Source organism: Beutenbergia cavernae DSM 12333 (assembly GCF_000023105.1).
GTDB lineage: Bacteria > Actinomycetota > Actinomycetes > Actinomycetales > Beutenbergiaceae > Beutenbergia > Beutenbergia cavernae.
On record NC_012669.1, the window covers coordinates 600844 to 618638 of the forward strand.

Genomic DNA, 17795 nt, shown 5'->3' on the forward strand with positions numbered 1-17795 from the left:
GGGCGCCGACGCTCACGAGCTCGCGCTCGCGTACCGGCGCAGCGCCACCACGAAGTGCCAGCGGGTGAGCAGCGCTCCCGCGAGGACGCAGCCGACACCCGCCACCGCGAACCGCGGGTCGGAGCCGCCGTCGAGCGCCGTGACCGGCAGGGTCGTGGCGAGCCCGATCGGGATCACGACGAGCAGGATCGTGCGCACGGCCGCCGGGAAGAACGCGACCGGATACCGCCCGGCGGACAGCAGGGTCGCCATGAGGTCGGTGACCGAGTCGACCGACTCCAGCCAGAACGCCAGGTAGCCCAGGTTCGTCCAGACCAGCGCGACGGCCACCAGGCCGACGGCGAACCACAGCGCGGCCAGCGCCACGTCCGCGGCGCTGGGACGAGCTCCGGCCTCGGCGAGACCGACGGCGACGAGCAGCAGCCCGGCCAGCCCGCTCCACAGCTCGGACGGCTGCATCCAGCGCACAGCGGCGTACCACTGCGTCGAGACGGGCCGGATGAGGACGCCGTCGAGCTCGCCGCGGCGGACGTAGTCGGTCATCTTCGCCTGGTTCGGCACCACGAACGCGCCGAGCAGGGCCATCGCGACCTGCGCCATCCCGGTCACGGCGATGACGAGCCCGACGTCCCAGCCGTTCACCTCGTCGGTGTGCTGGAACACCAGCAGCGCCGGGACGAGCCCGACCGCCACCTCGATGAGGCCGACGACGATCGTCGTCCAGGCCTGGGCGCGGAACTGCGCATCCCGGCCGAGCGCCTGGACGAACGCGGCGGCGGTGAAGCGCGCGTGACGGCGCAGCGTGCGCATCTCAGGCACCCGCCGCGGCGTAGGAGCGCAACCCGAGTCGCCACACGCCCGCGGCACCGGCCACGAAGACCGCCAGCCAGCCGACCTGGAGCGCGAAGCCGGCGGTGAGGCCGCCCGGCCCGCCCGCGGGATCCGCCAGCAGCACCTCCATCGGGTAGGACAGCATGAACCGGAACGGCTGCACCGCCGTCACCGCGGCGATCCCGGGCGGCATGAGCGCGAGCGGCACCACGGCCCCGGACAGCACCGGGGTGATGACGGCGAGCGCGCGGATGAAGCCCTGCACGTCCTCGAACCAGAACGCCAGCGAGCCGATCATGATGTCGAGAGCGAGCCGCATCCCGGCGGCGAGGACGACGGCGACCGCGAACAGGAGCCACCGGCCGGCGTCCGAGGGCAGGGCGATCCGATCACCGAGCAGCAGAGCGAGGGCAGCGATCAGCGGCACGATGATGACGAGCTTGACGACCTTCTCGCCCACGTTGTTCGCCACCGCGTCCAGGTGGGTCGACGCCGGCCGGATGAGCCACCGGTTGAGCGCGCCGTCACGGATCGACGCCGCCAGGTAGAACGCCGTCCAGGACGCGGTCAGCATGCCGACGACGCTCACGAGCAGGAAGTACGCCACCAGGAACTCGCCGTCGACCGGGAGCGGGGCGCCCGAGGCCAGGGCCGCCTGCCAGACCAGCAGCGACGTGATCGGCACGATCAGGTTCCCGATCTGCATGATGAGGAACTCGCCCCGGTACTGGAACGTCACGCCCACGTTCAGCGCGAACAGGCGACCGAAGAGGTGGAGCTGCCTCATGCGCCCTCACCCGCCAGCACCGCGCGCATGACGTCGTCGATGTCGGCGTCCCGCACCTCGATGTCGACGACCTCGCCCCAGCCCGGTGCGGCGGCGAGGAGCCGTTGGGCGGCCTCGCGCTCGACCTCGAGGTCGAGCCGGCTGCCGGTGGGTGAGTCGTCGGCGTCGACGAGGCGGACGCCCGGCGGCAGGAGGGCCGGGACGTGCGCGGATGCCGCGAACGTCAGCATGACCCGCTTGTGCGGACGGATGGTCCGCACGAGGTCGGGCAGGTCGCCGTCGTACTGGAGTCGGCCGTGGTCGACGAGGATGACGCGGCGGCACAGCTCGGCGACGTCGTCCATGTCGTGGCTCGTGAGGATGATCGTCGTACCGCGGGTCGCGTTGAGAGCGGCGAGGAACTCGCGCACCGCCGCCTTCGACACGACGTCGAGCCCGATCGTCGGCTCGTCCAGGAACAGCACGTCGGGCTCGTGGACGAGCGCGACGAGCAGCTCGCACTTCATCCGCTCGCCGAGCGACAGCTTGCGCACGGGGATGTCCAGCAGGTCGCGGAGCTGGAGCAGGTCGGCGAGCTCGTCCACCGTCGCGTCCAACCGGGTGCGGGGCAGGTCGTACATCGCCTGGTGGAGGCGGAGGCTGTCGGACGTCGACACGTCCCACCAGAGCATGGACTTCTGCCCGAGGACGACGGCGATGCGCCGCAGGAAGTCGTAGCGGCGCCGGGCCGGCTCGTGGCCGAGCACCGACACCGTGCCGGACGTCGGCCGCAGCAGCCCGGAGAGCATCTTCAGCGTGGTGGTCTTGCCGGCGCCGTTGCGCCCGAGCAGCCCGACGAACTCACCCTCGTGGATGGTGAGGTCGAGCGACTCGACGGCGACGCGGGTCTCGCGCGTGCGGTGGACGAGACCTCGCACGGCTGCGAGCAGCCCGGGCTGCTGTCGGTGGTACCGGTACTCCTTGCGCAGGGCGCGGGTCGAGATGACGGGTTGTGGCATGCGTGGGTCCTTGCTCTCGTGCGTGGTGCCGCCAGCGGCGCGGTGACCGGGGAGACTTCCCGGGGTCACCTCACGGGGGAGGCCGGGCCGGCGGCGAGGGATCGGTGCGGACGCACGCACGGAGGCGCCCGGGCGCAGTCGCTCCGGGCGTCACGGGGGCCAGGTCCGCGGACCTAGCTAGGTCGAGGCTTCGCCACGGCACCAGACTAGGCGTCCTCGCGGAGCACGCGCAGCGCGTTTTCCGTGAGCCGGCGGCTCGGCGGGCGGCGTCCACACGGTCCCGACGCCGTGTCGGGACCCCCGGTTAGGCTGACGCGGTGACCACAGCCCTGTACCGCCGGTACCGTCCGGACACGTTCGCGGACGTCATCGGGCAGGAGCACGTCACGGGTCCGCTCATGGCGGCGCTGCGGTCCGATCGCGCCACGCACGCGTACCTGTTCTCCGGTCCGCGAGGCTGCGGCAAGACGACGTCGGCCCGGATCCTCGCGCGGTGCCTCAACTGTGCGCAGGGACCGACGGACACGCCGTGCGGCACGTGCGACAGCTGTGTCGAGCTGGCGCGTGGCGGGCCGGGCAGCCTCGACGTCGTCGAGATCGACGCCGCGAGCCACAATGGTGTCGACGACGCCCGTGACCTGCGCGAACGCGCCGTCTTCGCCCCGGCGCGCGACCGCTACAAGATCTTCATCCTCGACGAGGCGCACATGGTGACGGCGCAGGGGTTCAACGCGCTGTTGAAGCTCGTCGAGGAGCCGCCGCCGCACGTGAAGTTCGTGTTCGCGACGACGGAGCCGGACCGCGTGATCGGCACGATCCGCTCGCGCACGCACCACTACCCGTTCCGGCTCGTTCCCCCGCAGGTGCTCGGCGACTACCTGGCTCAGGTGAGCGAGGCGGAGGGGGTGGCCGTGGCCCCGGGCGTCCTGCCGCTGGTCGTTCGCGCCGGTGGGGGATCGGTCCGGGACTCGATGTCGGTGCTGGACCAGCTCATGGCCGGTGCGGACTCCGATGGCCTCGACTACGACCGCGCGATCGCGCTCCTCGGGTTCACCCACGCGACCCTGCTGGACGACGTCGTCGACGCGTTCGCCGCCGGCGACGGCGCCACGGTGTTCCGGGTGATCGACAACGTGATCGAGTCGGGGCACGACCCGCGCCGATTCGTCGAGGACCTGCTCGAGCGGCTGCGCGACCTCATCGTCCTCGCCGCCGCAGGCGACCAGGCCGTCGCGGTGCTCCGCGCCATCCCGGAGGACCAGGTCGAACGGATGCGCGGCCAGGCGCAGCACCTCGGCGCCGCGCGACTGTCGCGAGCCGCCGACCTGGTCAACGCTGGGCTCACGGAGATGACCGGGGCGACGTCGCCGCGGCTGCAGCTCGAGCTGCTGTGCGCGCGCATCCTTCTGCCCGCGACGCCTGCGGCCGCGACGGGGGTGGAGCCGCGCTCCGCCGGCACGTCCGGCCCCGCCTCCGGCTCTGCGCCCTCCGGCGGCGCCGGGTCTGCCGCCGGTGCCGCGCCTTCGCGGCGCGAGACGCCGGCGCAGCCCGTGCCCCGCACCGAGCGGCCACCGGCTCCGGAGCGAGGGGCGCCGAGCCGGGCGGCGGCCGAGCCGCCCGCGGCGTCGGCCGCTCGCGGTGAGCGGGAGCGCGGCTCGGCGGCGCGCGCTGCGGACGAAGCGGGTCCCGAGTCGGCTGGGTCGGTGGCGTCGGGGTCCGCGGAGGCCGAACCGGGGGCGGCCCGTCGCGGAGCGCCCGCCACCGATGCGCCCGCGCGACGCCAGCAGCCCGACGCGCGCCCGGGTGGAGGCGATGACGTCGAGGGCCGTGGCGCTGGGGCCGGGCCGGAGGCCGAGGAGGCGCCTGGATCCGCGGAGCCGCCTCGCTCGGAGGTGTCGGACGAAGAGGCGCCTCGCTCCGGGGAGCCGGCCGCCGGGCAGTCTCGCTCGGAGGTGTCGGACGAAGAGGCGCCTCGCTCCGAGGTCCCGGCCGAAGGGCCGCCCCATCCGCAGGAGGCAGCCGCCGGGCGGACTCCGTCCGAGGCGCCCGCCGCCGGTCCGGTGTCCGCGGCCCCGCAGCCCGACCCCTCCCCGCTCACCGGCACGGACGCCGCCACCGTCAGGCGCCGCTGGCCCGAGGTGCTCGAGACCCTCTCCGGGATCCGGCGCGTGACGTGGACGCTGGTCGCGCAGAACGCGCAGGTCGCCTCGATCTCCGCGGGCGTGCTCGAGCTGGCGTTCGCGACCGAGGGCCTCGCCGTCACGTTCCGCAACGGGACCCACGCGGAGGCTCTGGAGCGTGCGCTGCACGAGACGCTCGGCCTCGACGTGCGGGTCCGGGCGACGATCGGCGACGCGGCGCCGACGTCGCCCCCGGCCGGCGGGACGTCGGGCGGAGCGGGTGCACCTGACGCGCCGGGCAGCGCGGGCGCCGGTGACCCGGCAGCGCGCGCCGCGGCCGACTGGGCCGCGCCGGTGGCTCGGCTCGACCCGCCGGAGCCTCCCGCGGGGGGCTCGGCTCCCGCTCCAGCCGATCCCGGGAGCACCCCGGCGCCCGGAGCGGCATCCCAGGCGAGGGCATCGGGCACCTCCGACGCGCGCCCGACCCAGGCGCGTGCCCCCCGCACCACCGACGCGCGCCCGACCCAGGCGAGGACGACCGCGGAGGCGCCACCCGCCGTCGTCGGCCCTGACGACCCCTGGCCGTCCGACGAGGACGACGACCCTGGTGAGCCCGGGGCGGGCAGCGGGCTCGTGGGTGCTCCCCTCGTCGCGCGCCTGCTCGGCGGCACGGTCATCGACGAGGTCGCCGACGGCCCGGGCGGCCCGCGCCCCGGCCCGTAGGCTGAGCCCGTGTACGAAGGCGCGGTCCAGGACCTCATCACCGAGCTCGGCCGGCTGCCGGGCGTAGGTCCCAAGAGCGCGCAGCGCATCGCGTTCCACGTGCTCGCCGCGGACCCGGACGACGTCGGCCGGCTCGCTCACGCCCTCACCGAGGTGAAGGCGCGGGTCCGGTTCTGCGAGACGTGCGGCAACGTCTCGGAGGAGGCGCAGTGCCGCATCTGCCTCGACCCGCGTCGCAACGCAGCGATCCTGTGCGTCGTCGAGGAGCCGAAGGACGTCGTCGCGATCGAGCGCACACGCGAGTTCCGCGGCCGGTACCACGTGCTCGGCGGCGCCATCAACCCGATCGACGGCGTGGGTCCCGACGACCTGCGCATCCGCGAGCTCATGACCCGGCTCGCGGACGGTCAGGTGACCGAGGTGATCATCGCGACCGACCCGAACGTCGAGGGCGAGGCGACGGCCACGTATCTGGCCCGCATGCTCGCCGGCATGGGGATCACCGTCTCGAGGCTCGCCTCGGGCCTGCCGGTCGGGGGCGACCTCGAGTACGCCGACGAGATCACGCTGGGCAGGGCGTTCGAAGGAAGGCGGAGGATCGATGTCTGACACCCCGGAGCACCAGGACCCGGCGGAGGCGCCGGCGCACGAGCTCGATGCCGACCTGACCGACCTCGCGGGGGCGACGGCGGGCGAGGTGCGCCGCTACCTCACGACGATCACGGAGGTCGCCGCCGGCGCGAACCCCGACGCCGCGATCCCGCTGCTCCTGCTCGCCGTCTCCGACCTGCTCGCCGCGGGCTCGAGGCTCGGCGCGATCGTCGACGTCGTCCCCGCGCAGCGGTTCGAGCCGGACGACGGCCCCGACGTCGACCTCGAGCCGCTCCGTCGAGGGCTCGAGAACCTCCTCGAGGGCATCGACGAGTACACCGAGGTCTCCGACCCGCTCGTGACGGCGGAGGTCGCCGTCGTGTCGCTGTCCGGCGATCTCGTGACCGTCGCCCAGGCTGCCGTGCAGGGGCTGCAGCACTTCGAGGCCGGGCACACGTCCGAGGCGCTGTGGTGGTGGCAGTACTCGTACCTGTCCTCGTGGGGGGAACGGGCGGCCGCCGCGCTGCGCGCTCTGCTCAGCGTGCTCGGGCACCTGCGGCTGGACGTGCCGGACGACGTCGCCGCCGAGGCGGAGTTCGAGGCTCTGCACCAGCCGTGACCGGACCGGACGACACGGTGCGGAAGGTTCCGCCCTCCTCAGGCGATCCGGGTCCCACGCGCCAGCGTGCGCGCCGGCACCCGCAGCCGACGGATCGTGACGGCGAGCGCGCCGGCGCCGAGCAGCAGGTAGACGCCGAGCCCCCACGGCCACACCGGGCCGCTCGACGGCAGCGGCTCCGGCGCGCCCGACCACGACGCCGGGCACTGGTCGATCTCGGTCGCCGGGCCGGCGTGGGCGTACCGGATGCCGGCGCTGATCGCGGCCATCGGGTTCGAGCCCGTGAGGTCGGGCGGCGTCAGGTCGGCCACGATGACGAACGGGTTGAGCGTCAGCAGCCAGGCGGTGCGCTCCAGGTGCGTGACGGGCAGCTCCTGGGTCCGCCACTCGCACTCCGGCGGCTCGTCACCCTCCCAGTCGTAGTCGGCGGCGACGTCGTACACCCTGACCTCGTCGGTGCGCGTCACGAGCGGCGCCGAGAGTCCGAACGCGATGAGTGTGCCGACGGACAGCCCGGCCACGGTGAGGTACGTGAGCACGGCGCTTCCCGACGTGCGCGCGGTGAGGGCCGAGAACGCCAGACCCACGGCGCACACGACGGCCAGGATGAGCGCGAGCAGCACGACGGTGCCGATCGCGACGACGACGGCAGTCCCGCCGAGCGCGAGACCCCACGCGAGGAACGGCAGCGAGGCCGCGAGGAACGCGAGCGCCGCGAGCCAGGCGGCGACGAGCTTGCCGACGGCGAGGTCCGCCGCCGACAGCGTCGTCACCTGCAGCGTCGCGAGCGTCCCGGCCGCCCGGTCGCCGTTCACGGACGTGGCGGACAGCGTCGGCGCCACCAGCAGGCCGAGGAACAGCACGAAGAAGAGCACGAGACCGAACACCGTGGCGCCGACGTCCTCCCGCGGCATCTGGGTGCCGCCGAAGTACGACACGGCTCCGCTGACGAGCGCGGTCACCCCACCGACGACGATCACCCACACGAGCAGCGCGATCTTCCAGCGGGTCGAGCGGACACGCTGGCGCAGCTCCAGCTGCGCCACGGTGCGCACACCCCACCACGTCAGGCCGCGCGGGACGTCGTCACCGTCCGGGACCGCGACGGGCACGTCGAACTGGGTGGTCATCGCCGTTCCGCCTCCAACGAGAGATACGCCTGCTCGAGCGCGCCGCCGGCCGGCGCGAGGGACGACACCGGGACACCGGCGGCGACGGCGTCGCGCAGCAGCGCGGCGGCGGCCCGCTCGTCGGGGAGGGTGACGATCGCGTCCGCTCCGCCGTCCACCGGCGGCCGGGCGTCGGCGTCGACGGCGAGCGGGAGCCCGACCGATGCCGCCCACGCGGCGAGCGCTGCGCCGTCGAGCGTCCGCAGCCGCCACCGCGTCGTGCCCTGCGTCGGCGCGACGTTCGTGGACGACGTCACGCCCCGGTCCAGGAACACGGCGTCGTCGACCAGCTCGTCGAGCTCGGCGAGAACGTGCGAGGAGATGAGGACGGCGGTCCCGGCGGCGGCGAGCTCGCGCACGAGGTGTCGCAGGTCGACCCTGGAGCGCGGGTCGAGCCCGGACGCCGGCTCGTCGAGCAGGAGCGCGCGCGGCCGGTGCACGAGGGCGCGCGCCAGCCCCAGCCGCTGCTTCTGGCCGCGCGAGAGGACGTGTGCCGGCACGTCCGCGTACTCGGTCAGGTGGACGACGGCGAGGAGCTCGTCGGCACGGGACGCCGCCTCGGGCGCGCTGATGCGGTACGCCGCGGCGACCGTCGTGAGCACCTCACGCGCCGTGAGCGAGTCCCAGGTGCCGAAGACGTCGGGCATCCAGCCCAGCAGGCGGCGAGCCCGGGCGCCGTCGTGGGCGGGGTCGAGCCCCGCCACGCGGACGACCCCGGCGTCCGGGGCGAGGAGCCCCGCGAGCATGAGCAGCAGCGTCGTCTTGCCGGAGCCGTTCGGGCCGACGAGCGCCGTGACCTGGCCCGGATGGACGCGGATCGAGGCGTCGGCGACCGCGCGGACCGAACCGAACCGGCGGGCGACGTGATCGGCGAACAGCGCGGCGCCGTCGCCGTGCTGTCGGACGTCAGTGACCGTCATGGCATGAACCTAAGCCTGAGGCCGCTGTCGGGACCCGGGGACACTGTGAACGGGTCGTGCCGATGCGGTGGGAGAGCGGGCCAGGAGGTCGACGCGAGGACCGTCTCGGCGGGCAGCGCCGGCGCACCCTCGCCGGGGACCCCGTGATAGGACGGGCGCGTGCCGCCCGACATCGACCTGCTCACGATCCTGCTGCTGGTGCTCGCCGGCCTCGCCGCGGGGTGGGTCGACGCCGTCGTCGGCGGCGGCGGGCTGATCCAGCTGCCGGCCCTGCTGCTGGTGCCCGGGATCACCCCGATCGAGGCGCTCGCGACCAACAAGCTGGGCTCGATCATGGGCACGTCCACGAGCTCGATCACCTACTACCGCCGCGTGCAGCCCGACCTGACGACGGCGGCCCCGATGGCCCTCGCCGCCCTCGCCGGGGCAAGTGGCGGTGCCCTGCTGGCCTCGCAGATACCCGGCGAGCTGTTCACGCCGATCATCCTCGTGGTGCTCGTGGGCGTCTTCGTGTTCACGCTGGCCAGGCCGCGGCTCGGCGCGCACACGCAGCTGCGCTGGGAAGGCAACCGGCACCGGTGGACCGCGGCCGGGCTCGGCGTCGCCATCGGTCTCTACGACGGGCTGCTCGGCCCCGGCACCGGCACGTTCCTCGTCATCGCGCTCGTGAGCGTGCTCGGCTACGCGTTCCTGCCGGCGTCGGCGATCGCGAAGATCGTCAACTTCGCGACGAACTTCGGGGCGCTCGTCGTGTTCGTCCCGCACGGCGTCGTGCTCTGGGGTCTGGGGCTGTGCGTCGGGGCGGCGAACCTCGTCGGCGCCTACATCGGCGCCCGGATGGCTGTCGCCAAGGGCAGCGCCTTCGTGAGGGTGGCGTTCGTCGTCGTCGTCGGCGTGCTCATCGTCCGGCTCGGCTGGGACGTCGTCGCCGACTGGCTCTCCTGACCCGAGTCCCCACACCACCCACCCGACCCCCTGCGGGCGCACGCTGTGGGTGCGACATCCGGGCTCCGTGAACACTCACTGAGCCCGGATGTCACAACCCACAGGCCGGTTGGCCACCCGGGGTGTCCGCCCGGACGGTCAGCCCTTGAGGGCCCCAGCCGCGATGTTCGCGATGAAGTGCCGCTGCCCGATGATGAACACCCCGATGAGCGGCAGCACGCTGATCAGCGCTCCCGCCATGACCATCCCGTAGTCGGTGAGGTAGATGGAGTTCAGCGTCTGGAGCGCCACCTGGAGGGTCTGCCGTTGCGGGTCGATGAGCACGACCAGGGGCCAGATGTAGTCGTTCCACGCGCCGATGAACGTGAAGATCCCGAGGAACGCCAGGCCGCCCCGGAGCATCGGAACGCCGATCGACCGGTAGCACCGGAAGAACCCGGCGCCGTCGATCCGAGCGGACTCCAACAGCTCGTCCGGGATCGAGTTCGTGGCGAACTGGCGCAGCAGGAAGATGCCGAAGGCGTTCGCCGCCCCGGGGATGATGAGCGCCTGCAGGCCGCCGATCCAGCCGAACCAGGACATGAGCACGAAGCTCGGCACCAGGGAGAGGCTGCCCGGGACGAGGAACGTCGCGATCAGCAGCGTGAACAGCACGTTCTTGCCCGGGAACGAGTACTTCGCGAACGTGAACGCCGCCAGCGAGTCGAAGAACATGACCAGGACGGCGAGCGCGCCGGCGACGAGGATCGTGTTCAGCAGGGCCTGGAACAGGTCGACGCTCGCCAGGAGGTTGCGCATGTTCTCGGCGAAGTTCGTGCCGAACGTGAGCTTCGGCGGGAAGCCGAAGATCTCTGCCGTGGTGTTCGTCGACATCGTGATGAGCCAGTAGAACGGGAAGATCGACATCAGGACGCCGATCCACAGGCAGACCTGCGTCACCAGCCTCGCCACGAGGTTGCGCTGCCGCGCGTGGCGGTCGACGCGTTCCTGGGTCGGGTCGCCCAGTCGAGGAGTCGTGAGCGCGCTCATGCCGACGCCCCCTTCTTCCGCCCACCGCGGATGCCGTCGCGTTCTCGGATGAGGCGCCAGTTGATGATCGCGAAGACGGCGGCGATGACGAAGAGCGCCCACGCGATCGCCGAGCCGTAGCCGAAGTCGAACTTCGTGAACGCCTGGTTGTACTGGTAGAGGACGATCGTCATGCCCGCCTCCCCGACGCCGCCGGTATCGCCGAGGAGCACCTGCGGCTCCGTGAACAGGCTCAGCCCACCGATCGTGGACGTGATGACGGTGAAGAGGATCACCGGGCGCAGCATCGGCACGGTGACGGAGCGGAAGATCCGCCACCCGTTCGCGCCGTCGACCTTGGCGGCGTCGTACAGGTCGGTCGGGATCGCCTGGAGGCCGGCGAGGTAGATGATCGCGTTGTAGCCGGTGAACCGCCAGATCACCATGACGGCGATCGTCACCTTGATGCCCCAGTTCGAGGAGAGCCACGGCACCTGGTCGATCCCCAGCCCGGCCAGGGCCGAGTTCACGATGCCGAAGCTGTCGGAGAAGATGGAGCCGAACACGATGGCCATGGCCACCATGCTCGTGACGTTGGGCAGGAAGTACGCGACGCGGAGGAAGCCCTTGAACCGGATGTTCTGGTGGAGCAGGAACGCGAGGACGAGGGCCAGGAACAGCATCGGGATCGTCGAGATCAACCAGATGACGAACGTGTTCCCGACGGCGTTCCAGAACCGTGGGTCGCTCAGCAGGAACTGATACTGCGCGAGGCCGACGAACCGCATCGGGCCGATGCCGTCCCAGTCCTGGAACGACAGGAAGACCGAGTACCCGATGGGGAAGAGCCCGAACACGAGGAACAGCAGGTAGAAGGGCGAGACCGCGAGGTACTGCGGCCAGAACCTCCTCAGGGGCGAGCCTTGCCTGGGGCGCGGCTGGTCCGTGGCGCGGGAGGCGGTGCGCCCCGGGGTCAGCCGGACGGACTCGTCGAGCGCGGCCATCAGATCACCCCTCGCTTCGCGAGGTTGCGGTCAGCCTCGGTGACGGCGTCGGCCCAGGCCTGCTCGGGATCCTTGCCGCTGGCCTCGACGTTCGTGAGCTCGGTGGCGAACGCGGCGGCCTGCGGCTCGTACGTGCTGACGAACGTGGGCGGGACATCGGGAGCGACGGCCGCGAAGAACTCGAGCGGGTCCTGCTCGCCGAAGAAGCCGGTGTCGCTCACCATCTCCCCGGCGGTGAACGCCTCCGGCGAGGACGGGAAGAGCTGGACCTCGTTGAACGTGGCGGCCTGGTTCTCGGGTGTGTTGAGCCAGGTGACGAACGCGAACGCGGCCTCGGGGTCCTTGCACGTGCTCGGGATGCAGAAGAACGAGCCACCGCTGTTCCCGGGCGGGCCGGGCTGGTGGGCGATGCGCCACGAGCCGGCGGTGTCGGGCGCCGTGTCGCCGAGGATCTGCGCCCACCACACGGCCTCGATGTGGCCGACCGTGCGGCCCGACGACCACGCCGAGTTCTGCTCCGTGGGAACCGGCAGCTTCGCCGTGATGCCGGCCTCGCTCGCCCGGATCGCGACCTCCCACGCCTCGCGGACGGCGCTGCCGTCCTCGGAGTAGAGCGGTCGGTTGTCGCGGTCGAAGTACCGCTCGGGCGAGGCGTTGAGGAACTGGCCGAACACCATGCCGGCGGTGTTCATCAGGGCCACGTCCGCCGTCGCGCGGAGCTCCGTGCCGAGCTCGATCCAGGCGTCCCAGTCGGCGACGGCGGCGCTGACGTCGTCCGGGTCGGACGGGAGGCCCGCCTCATCGAAGACGTCCGCACGGTAGTAGAAGCCCGTCGGTCCGGTGTCGAGCGGGAAGAAGAGCTGGCGGCCGGTCGGCGAGGTGCCGAGGTCCCACTTCCAGTCGAAGTAGCCCGCGGAGTGGTCCGCTGCGCCGAGCTCGTTGAGGTCGAAGAACTTGTCCTCGCTCGGGAAGTACAGCGAGCAGTTGGAGTTGATCGCTGCGACGTCCGGGATGTAGGCGCCACCCGCGAGCGACGTCCGGAACTTGTTGTCGTACCCGCCGCCGATGACGTCGGCCCGCAGCCTTTTCGTCGACCCCGGGATGCCTTCGGCGGCCTGGCCCAGGAGGGTCGGGCTGACCGAGCGGTTCCAGTACCAGAGCACCAGCTCGTCCGGGTCGGAGGAGATCGACGTGCTCGAACCGCAGCCCGTGAGGCTGGCGGTCAGGGCGGCGCCGGTCATCACCCCCAGCCCGCCGAGGAACTGGCGCCGATCGAGTGTGCCCATCTGCATCCCCGCTCTCGTCCTTGAGTCGAGCACCGCGCCGTGAACGATCCCGTGAACGATCACGGCATGTCGGAGGGACCGTGGCACGGTGGTCAACGCCGTGTCAAGGGTTCGTCTCGGGTGGGTCCGCGGGGCGGTGCGCCCGTGGCCGAGCCGAAAGCGCGCAGAGTGCCGCACTCCCGGCCGAGCCGGTGGTGCGGGTCCCGCGCTCCTGCCCGTGCGAGTCGGGCGCCGGGGGCTGCGTCGGTCGCTCACCGCCTTGCCGGACCCCCGCCGCCGTGGCTAACCTGGACGCGCCGTGAACGTTCACGGCGATCGATGAGCGCGCGTCGCTGCGCCCGCATTCCCGCGGAGCAGCGGGCGCCACGTCCGTCACGACGACGCCGGAGGTCACTCGTGTCCGCACCGTTCCGCTGGGCGATCCTGGGCCCTGGATCCATCGCCGCCCGCTTCGCCTCGCAGCTGCCGCACAGCGAGCACGGGGTGCTGGCCGCCGTCGCCAGCTCCGACCCCGATCGCGCGCTCGCCTTCGCCGAGCAGCACGGCGCCGGGGTGACCGGCGACTACGCGACGATCCTCGGCCGGGACGACGTCGACGCCGTGTACGTCTCCACCGTGCACACGACGCATGCCCGGCTCACGATCGCGGCGCTCGAGGCGGGCAAGCACGTCCTCTGCGAGAAGCCGCTCGCCCCGAACCACGGGTCGGTCATGGCGATGGTGGACGCCGCGCGCGGCTCCGGTCGCGTGCTGCTCGAGGCGTACATGTACCGGTTCCACCCCCTCACTCGGCAGATCCTCGAGCTCGTGGCGAGCGGCGCCGTGGGCGAGCTGCAGCACGTCGACGCGTCGTTCTCGTTCCACGCGGGCCGCACGACCGGCCGGCTCTTCGACCCGGCGCTGGCCGGTGGCGGCATCCTCGACGTCGGCGGGTACCCCGTGTCGTACGCCCGCGCGATCGCCGGCGCAGCGGCGGGTCGTGCGTTCGTCGAGCCGACGGCGCTCTCGGCCCGCGGCACGATCGGCGAGACGGGCGTGGACGAGTGGACCGTCGCCGACCTCACGTTCCCCGACGGCGTGACGGCGTCCGTGCGCACGGGCGTGCGGCTCGCCGACCCCACCACCGTCACGATCTACGGCTCGCGCGGGTCCGTCACCCTGACGGATCCGTGGACGCTCGGGGCCGGCGACGGCGCGAGCGCCACGCTGCGCGTCGTCGGCGCGGAGCCGCAGCAGATCGAGACCGGCCCGGCGTTCCCGTACGCGTTGGAGGCCGACGCCGTCGCGCTCGCTGCGTGGTCGGGCGCCGCCGACGTGCCCGAGGCCTCGCTCGACGACTCCCTCGGCACGGCGCGCGTCCTCCAGCAGTGGCGCGACGCGATCGGCCTCGTCTACCCCTTCGAGGACGACGACGCCGACGTCCCCACCGTCTCCGGCCGCCCGCTCGCTCTGCCGACGCCGGGCACCGCGACCATCCCGCACGGCACCATCGACGGGGTGGGCGACCTCTCGCGGCTCGTGATGGGCTGCGACAACCAGCCCGACCTCGCGCACGCCTCCGCCCTGTTCGACGCGTTCGTCGAGGCCGGCGGCTCGGCCTTCGACACCGCGTACATCTACGGCGGCGGCCGGCACGAGGTGCTGCTCGGCCGGTGGATGGCGAACCGCGGCGTGCGGGACGACGTCGTCGTCATCGCCAAGGGCGCGCACACGCCGCACTGCGACCCCGAGTCGATCCCGCGCCAGCTCACGGAGTCGCTCGACCGGCTCGGCACCGACCACGCCGACCTGTACCTCATGCACCGCGACAACCCCGCGGTCCCGGTCGGGGAGTTCGTCGACGTGCTCGACGCCGAGGTCCGCGCCGGCCGTGTGCGGGCGTTCGGCGGGTCGAACTGGACCCCGGAGCGCCTCGACGAGGCGAACGCCTACGCGAGCGCCCACGGGAAGACCGGATTCGCCGTCGTCAGCAACCACTTCGGACTGGCCGAGGCGTACGACGTGCCGTGGACGGGCTGCGAGCACGCCACCGACGCGGCCTCCCGGGCGTGGCTGACCGAGCGCCAGATGCCGCTGCTGCCGTGGTCGTCGCAGGCACGCGGGTTCTTCGCCGGACGGGCGCACCCCGACGACCGGTCGGACGCCGAGCTCGTGCGCTGCTACTACTCCCCGGAGAACTTCGAGCGGCTGCACCGCGCCGGGAAGCTCGCTGCGGGGCGAGGCGTCGCGACGACGGCGGTCGCGCTCGCGTATGTCCTCGCGCAGCCGTTCCCCACGTTCCCGCTCATCGGGCCGCGGTCGATCGCGGAGCTGCGCTCCTCCCTCGAGGCGACCCGGGTCGCGCTCACGCCGGAGGAGGTCGCGTGGCTGGACCTCCGCACCGACTCCGTGTGAGCCGCGGTCCCCGCCTGGCGCGATGACTCCCGGTGGCTAGGGTCGGGCCATGACGCGCGGACGACGGGTGACGATCACCGACGTCGCGGAAGCGGCCGGCGTCTCGAGGCAGACGGTCACGCGCGCCATGAACGGGATGGCCGAGATCAGCGATGCGACGCGGAGCCGGGTGCTCGAGGTCGCACGCGAGCTGCGGTACCGGCCGTCGCGGTTCGGGCGAGACCTGGTCAAGCGCGAGCAGCGCACCGTCGGGCTCGTCGTGCACGACCTCACGAACCCGTACTACCCGGAGCTGGCCTCCGCCGTCGTCGGGGCGGCGGTGGCGCGGGGCTGGAACGTCGTGCTCGCGGACACCGTGCACTCGCGGGACCGCGTCGCCGACCTGGCGGACCTCGTGCGGCAGGTCGACGTCGTCGTCGGCTATGTCGGCCTGAACCGCGAGGAGAAGGCCGAGGTGTTCGCCGGGCTGCCGGTCGTCGAGATCGACCCCGGTCCGGGCTCGGCGTTCGGCGCCGTCGACCTGGACGAGCGCCCGGCGATGGCGGAGCTGTGCACGCATCTGCTCGACGTGGGCGTGCGGCGGCCGGTGGCGCTCATGACGTCCGCCGGCGCCGAACGCGGCGTGCTCTTCCGGGAGTCGATGGCCGCGCACGGCGTCGACGTGCGCACCGTCGTCACGGGGCAGGAGAGCATCGACGCCGCGGATGCGGCCGTGGCCGACGTCGTGGCGTCCGGCGAGGAGCTCGACGCCATCCTGGCGTTCAACGACCTCCTGGCGTGCGGTGCGCTCAAGGCCCTGCGGCACGCCCGCATCGAGGTGCCGGGTCGCGTGCGGGTGGTCGGCTTCGACGGGCTCAGCCTGGGCACCGTCGTCTCCCCGGAGCTCACCACGCTCGCCATCGACATGTCTGAGGTGGCCGACGTCGCCGTCGAGCTCGCCGTGGCGATGTTCGACGGCGAGCTGCCGTACTCGGGCGACGACGTGCGGCGCAGCGTCACGCACCGGCTCGTGCTGCGCGAGTCCGCGTGAGCCCGGCATGTGGACCCGGTGCGGTCCACACCCTGAGCCCGACCTAGAATCGAACGTTCGACCCGCTCTCGAAAGCCGTCCCGAAGGTACGTCCAGTGGCCCTCATCGTCTGCAAGTTCGGCGGCTCGTCGGTGTCCGACGCCGCCAGCATCCAGCGCGTCGCCGATCGGATCGTGGCGACGAAGGCGGGCGGGAACGACGTCGTCGCCGTCGTCTCCGCGATGGGGGACACGACTGACGAGCTGGTCGACCTCGCGCAGGAGATCTCGCCCGACCCGCCGTCGCGGGAGATGGACATCCTCCTGACCGCGGGCGAGCGCATCTCCATGGCCCTGCTCGCGATCGCGATCGACGCGCGCGGCGTGAACGCGCAGGCGTTCACCGGGCAGCAGGCCGGCGTCATCACCGACACCTCGCACGGCAACGCGCGCATCATCGACGTGTCGCCGAGCCGGATCCAGCGCACGCTCGGCGCGGGGAACGTCGCGATCGTGGCGGGCTTCCAGGGGGTCACCGCGCACACGAACGACGTCACGACCCTCGGCCGCGGCGGATCGGACACGACCGCCGTCGCGCTGGCCGCGGCGCTCGGCGCGAGCGTGTGCGAGATCTACACCGACGTCGACGGCGTGTTCACCGCCGACCCGCGCATCGTCCCGACGGCGCGGCGCATCGATCGCATGACGAGCGAGGAGATGCTCGAGCTGGCCGCGAACGGGGCGAAGATCCTGCACCTGCGCGCCGTCGAGTACGCCCGGCGGTACGGCGTCACGCTCCACGTCCGCTCGTCGTTCTCCGACCGCACCGGCACGCTCGTCGTCCCGCCCGACTCCACCGAGGAAGACACCATGGAAGCCCCGATCATCTCCGGCGTCGCGCACGACCCGAGCCAGGCGAAGGTGACGGTCGTCGGCATCCCTGACGTCCCGGGCATGGCCGCGCGTCTCTTCGAGGTCGTGGCGGGCGCCGGCGTCAACGTCGACATGATCGTGCAGAACGTCTCGGCGTCGGCCACCGGGCTGACGGACATCTCGTTCACGCTCCCGGCGAGCGACGTCGCGGCCGCGCACACCGCGCTCGACCAGTTGCGCTCCGAGATCGCGATCACCGACGTGCGCTACAACGACCAGATCGGCAAGCTCTCGCTCATCGGCGCCGGCATGCGCTCGCACCCGGGCGTCTCGGCGAAGCTCTTCGGCGCCCTGCGTGACGCCGGCGTCAACATCGAGATGATCTCGACGTCGGAGATCCGGATCTCCGTGGTCACGGCCGCCGCGGATCTCGACGTCGCGGTGCGCGCCGTCCACACGGCGTTCGACCTGGACGCCGCCGAGGTCGAGGCCGTCGTGTACGGCGGGACCGGGAGGTAG

The 17795-nt window shown here is 72.6% G+C and carries 15 protein-coding genes; 7 read left to right on the plus strand and 8 right to left on the minus strand.

Annotated features, from left to right (window positions below):
• Positions 1-12: 12 nt before the first annotated feature.
• The 3 genes from BCAV_RS02755 to BCAV_RS02765 are packed head-to-tail and all read right to left on the minus strand — an operon-like array spanning position 13 to position 2616.
• Positions 13-810, minus strand: coding sequence for an ABC transporter permease (locus BCAV_RS02755; protein ID WP_012725588.1), 798 nt, complete (start codon positions 808-810; stop codon positions 13-15).
• A 1-nt stretch (position 811) separates the two neighbouring features.
• Positions 812-1618, minus strand: a complete 807-nt coding sequence (locus BCAV_RS02760; protein WP_012725589.1) for an ABC transporter permease — start codon at positions 1616-1618, stop codon at positions 812-814.
• Complete coding sequence (locus BCAV_RS02765) at positions 1615-2616, minus strand: ABC transporter ATP-binding protein (RefSeq protein ID WP_012725590.1); 1002 nt, start codon at positions 2614-2616, stop codon at positions 1615-1617. The genes BCAV_RS02760 and BCAV_RS02765 overlap by 4 nt, the downstream gene beginning before the upstream one ends.
• A 317-nt stretch (positions 2617-2933) precedes the next feature.
• Between BCAV_RS02765 and BCAV_RS02770 the strand changes: the two genes are divergently transcribed.
• From BCAV_RS02770 to BCAV_RS02780, 3 genes are read left to right on the plus strand one after another with little or no spacing between them, the layout of a single operon-like run.
• On the plus strand, positions 2934-5459 hold the full coding sequence (locus tag BCAV_RS02770; protein ID WP_012725591.1) for a DNA polymerase III subunit gamma and tau: 2526 nt from the start codon (positions 2934-2936) through the stop codon (positions 5457-5459).
• A gap of 9 nt (positions 5460-5468) precedes the next feature.
• The gene (recR, locus tag BCAV_RS02775) at positions 5469-6068 is read left to right on the plus strand and encodes a recombination mediator RecR (RefSeq protein WP_012725592.1); all 600 of its coding nucleotides are present in this window, start codon (positions 5469-5471) and stop codon (positions 6066-6068) included.
• Positions 6061-6669, plus strand: coding sequence for a DUF5063 domain-containing protein (locus BCAV_RS02780; RefSeq protein ID WP_012725593.1), 609 nt, complete (start codon positions 6061-6063; stop codon positions 6667-6669). The genes recR and BCAV_RS02780 overlap by 8 nt, the downstream gene beginning before the upstream one ends.
• Before the next feature lie 38 nt (positions 6670-6707).
• Here the strand turns inward: BCAV_RS02780 and BCAV_RS02785 are convergent, their stop codons facing one another.
• Both BCAV_RS02785 and BCAV_RS02790 read right to left on the minus strand, forming a co-directional pair.
• Positions 6708-7799, minus strand: a complete 1092-nt coding sequence (locus BCAV_RS02785) for an ABC transporter permease (protein WP_012725594.1) — start codon at positions 7797-7799, stop codon at positions 6708-6710.
• Positions 7796-8758 carry an ABC transporter ATP-binding protein gene (locus BCAV_RS02790; protein ID WP_012725595.1) on the minus strand — a complete coding sequence of 321 codons (963 nt, stop codon included), beginning with the start codon at positions 8756-8758 and terminating at the stop codon, positions 7796-7798. The genes BCAV_RS02785 and BCAV_RS02790 overlap by 4 nt, the downstream gene beginning before the upstream one ends.
• Before the next feature lie 159 nt (positions 8759-8917).
• Here BCAV_RS02790 and BCAV_RS02795 point away from each other — a divergent pair, with 159 nt between their 5' ends.
• Positions 8918-9703: a TSUP family transporter gene (locus BCAV_RS02795; RefSeq protein WP_012725596.1), complete on the plus strand. Its 786-nt coding sequence runs from the start codon at positions 8918-8920 to the stop codon at positions 9701-9703.
• Positions 9704-9841: 138 nt separating this feature from the next.
• Here BCAV_RS02795 and BCAV_RS02800 read toward each other — a convergent pair whose 3' ends face one another.
• The 3 genes from BCAV_RS02800 to BCAV_RS02810 are packed head-to-tail and all read right to left on the minus strand — an operon-like array spanning position 9842 to position 13001.
• A complete protein-coding gene (locus BCAV_RS02800) occupies positions 9842-10732 on the minus strand; it encodes a carbohydrate ABC transporter permease (protein WP_012725597.1) in 891 nt (296 codons plus the stop codon).
• The gene (locus BCAV_RS02805) at positions 10729-11715 is read right to left on the minus strand and encodes a carbohydrate ABC transporter permease (protein WP_012725598.1); all 987 of its coding nucleotides are present in this window, start codon (positions 11713-11715) and stop codon (positions 10729-10731) included. The genes BCAV_RS02800 and BCAV_RS02805 overlap by 4 nt, the downstream gene beginning before the upstream one ends.
• Complete coding sequence (locus tag BCAV_RS02810; protein WP_245528934.1) at positions 11715-13001, minus strand: ABC transporter substrate-binding protein; 1287 nt, start codon at positions 12999-13001, stop codon at positions 11715-11717. Before BCAV_RS02810 ends, BCAV_RS02805 begins: the two co-directional genes overlap by 1 nt.
• Before the next feature lie 396 nt (positions 13002-13397).
• Between BCAV_RS02810 and BCAV_RS02815 the strand changes: the two genes are divergently transcribed.
• From BCAV_RS02815 to BCAV_RS02825, 3 genes are all read left to right on the plus strand, one after another.
• Complete coding sequence (locus BCAV_RS02815; RefSeq protein WP_012725600.1) at positions 13398-15395, plus strand: aldo/keto reductase; 1998 nt, start codon at positions 13398-13400, stop codon at positions 15393-15395.
• 49 nt (positions 15396-15444) lie between these two features.
• Entirely contained in the window at positions 15445-16425 is a 981-nt protein-coding gene (locus BCAV_RS02820) for a LacI family DNA-binding transcriptional regulator (protein ID WP_012725601.1), read from the plus strand.
• 95 nt (positions 16426-16520) lie between these two features.
• The gene (locus tag BCAV_RS02825) at positions 16521-17795 is read left to right on the plus strand and encodes an aspartate kinase (protein ID WP_012725602.1); all 1275 of its coding nucleotides are present in this window, start codon (positions 16521-16523) and stop codon (positions 17793-17795) included.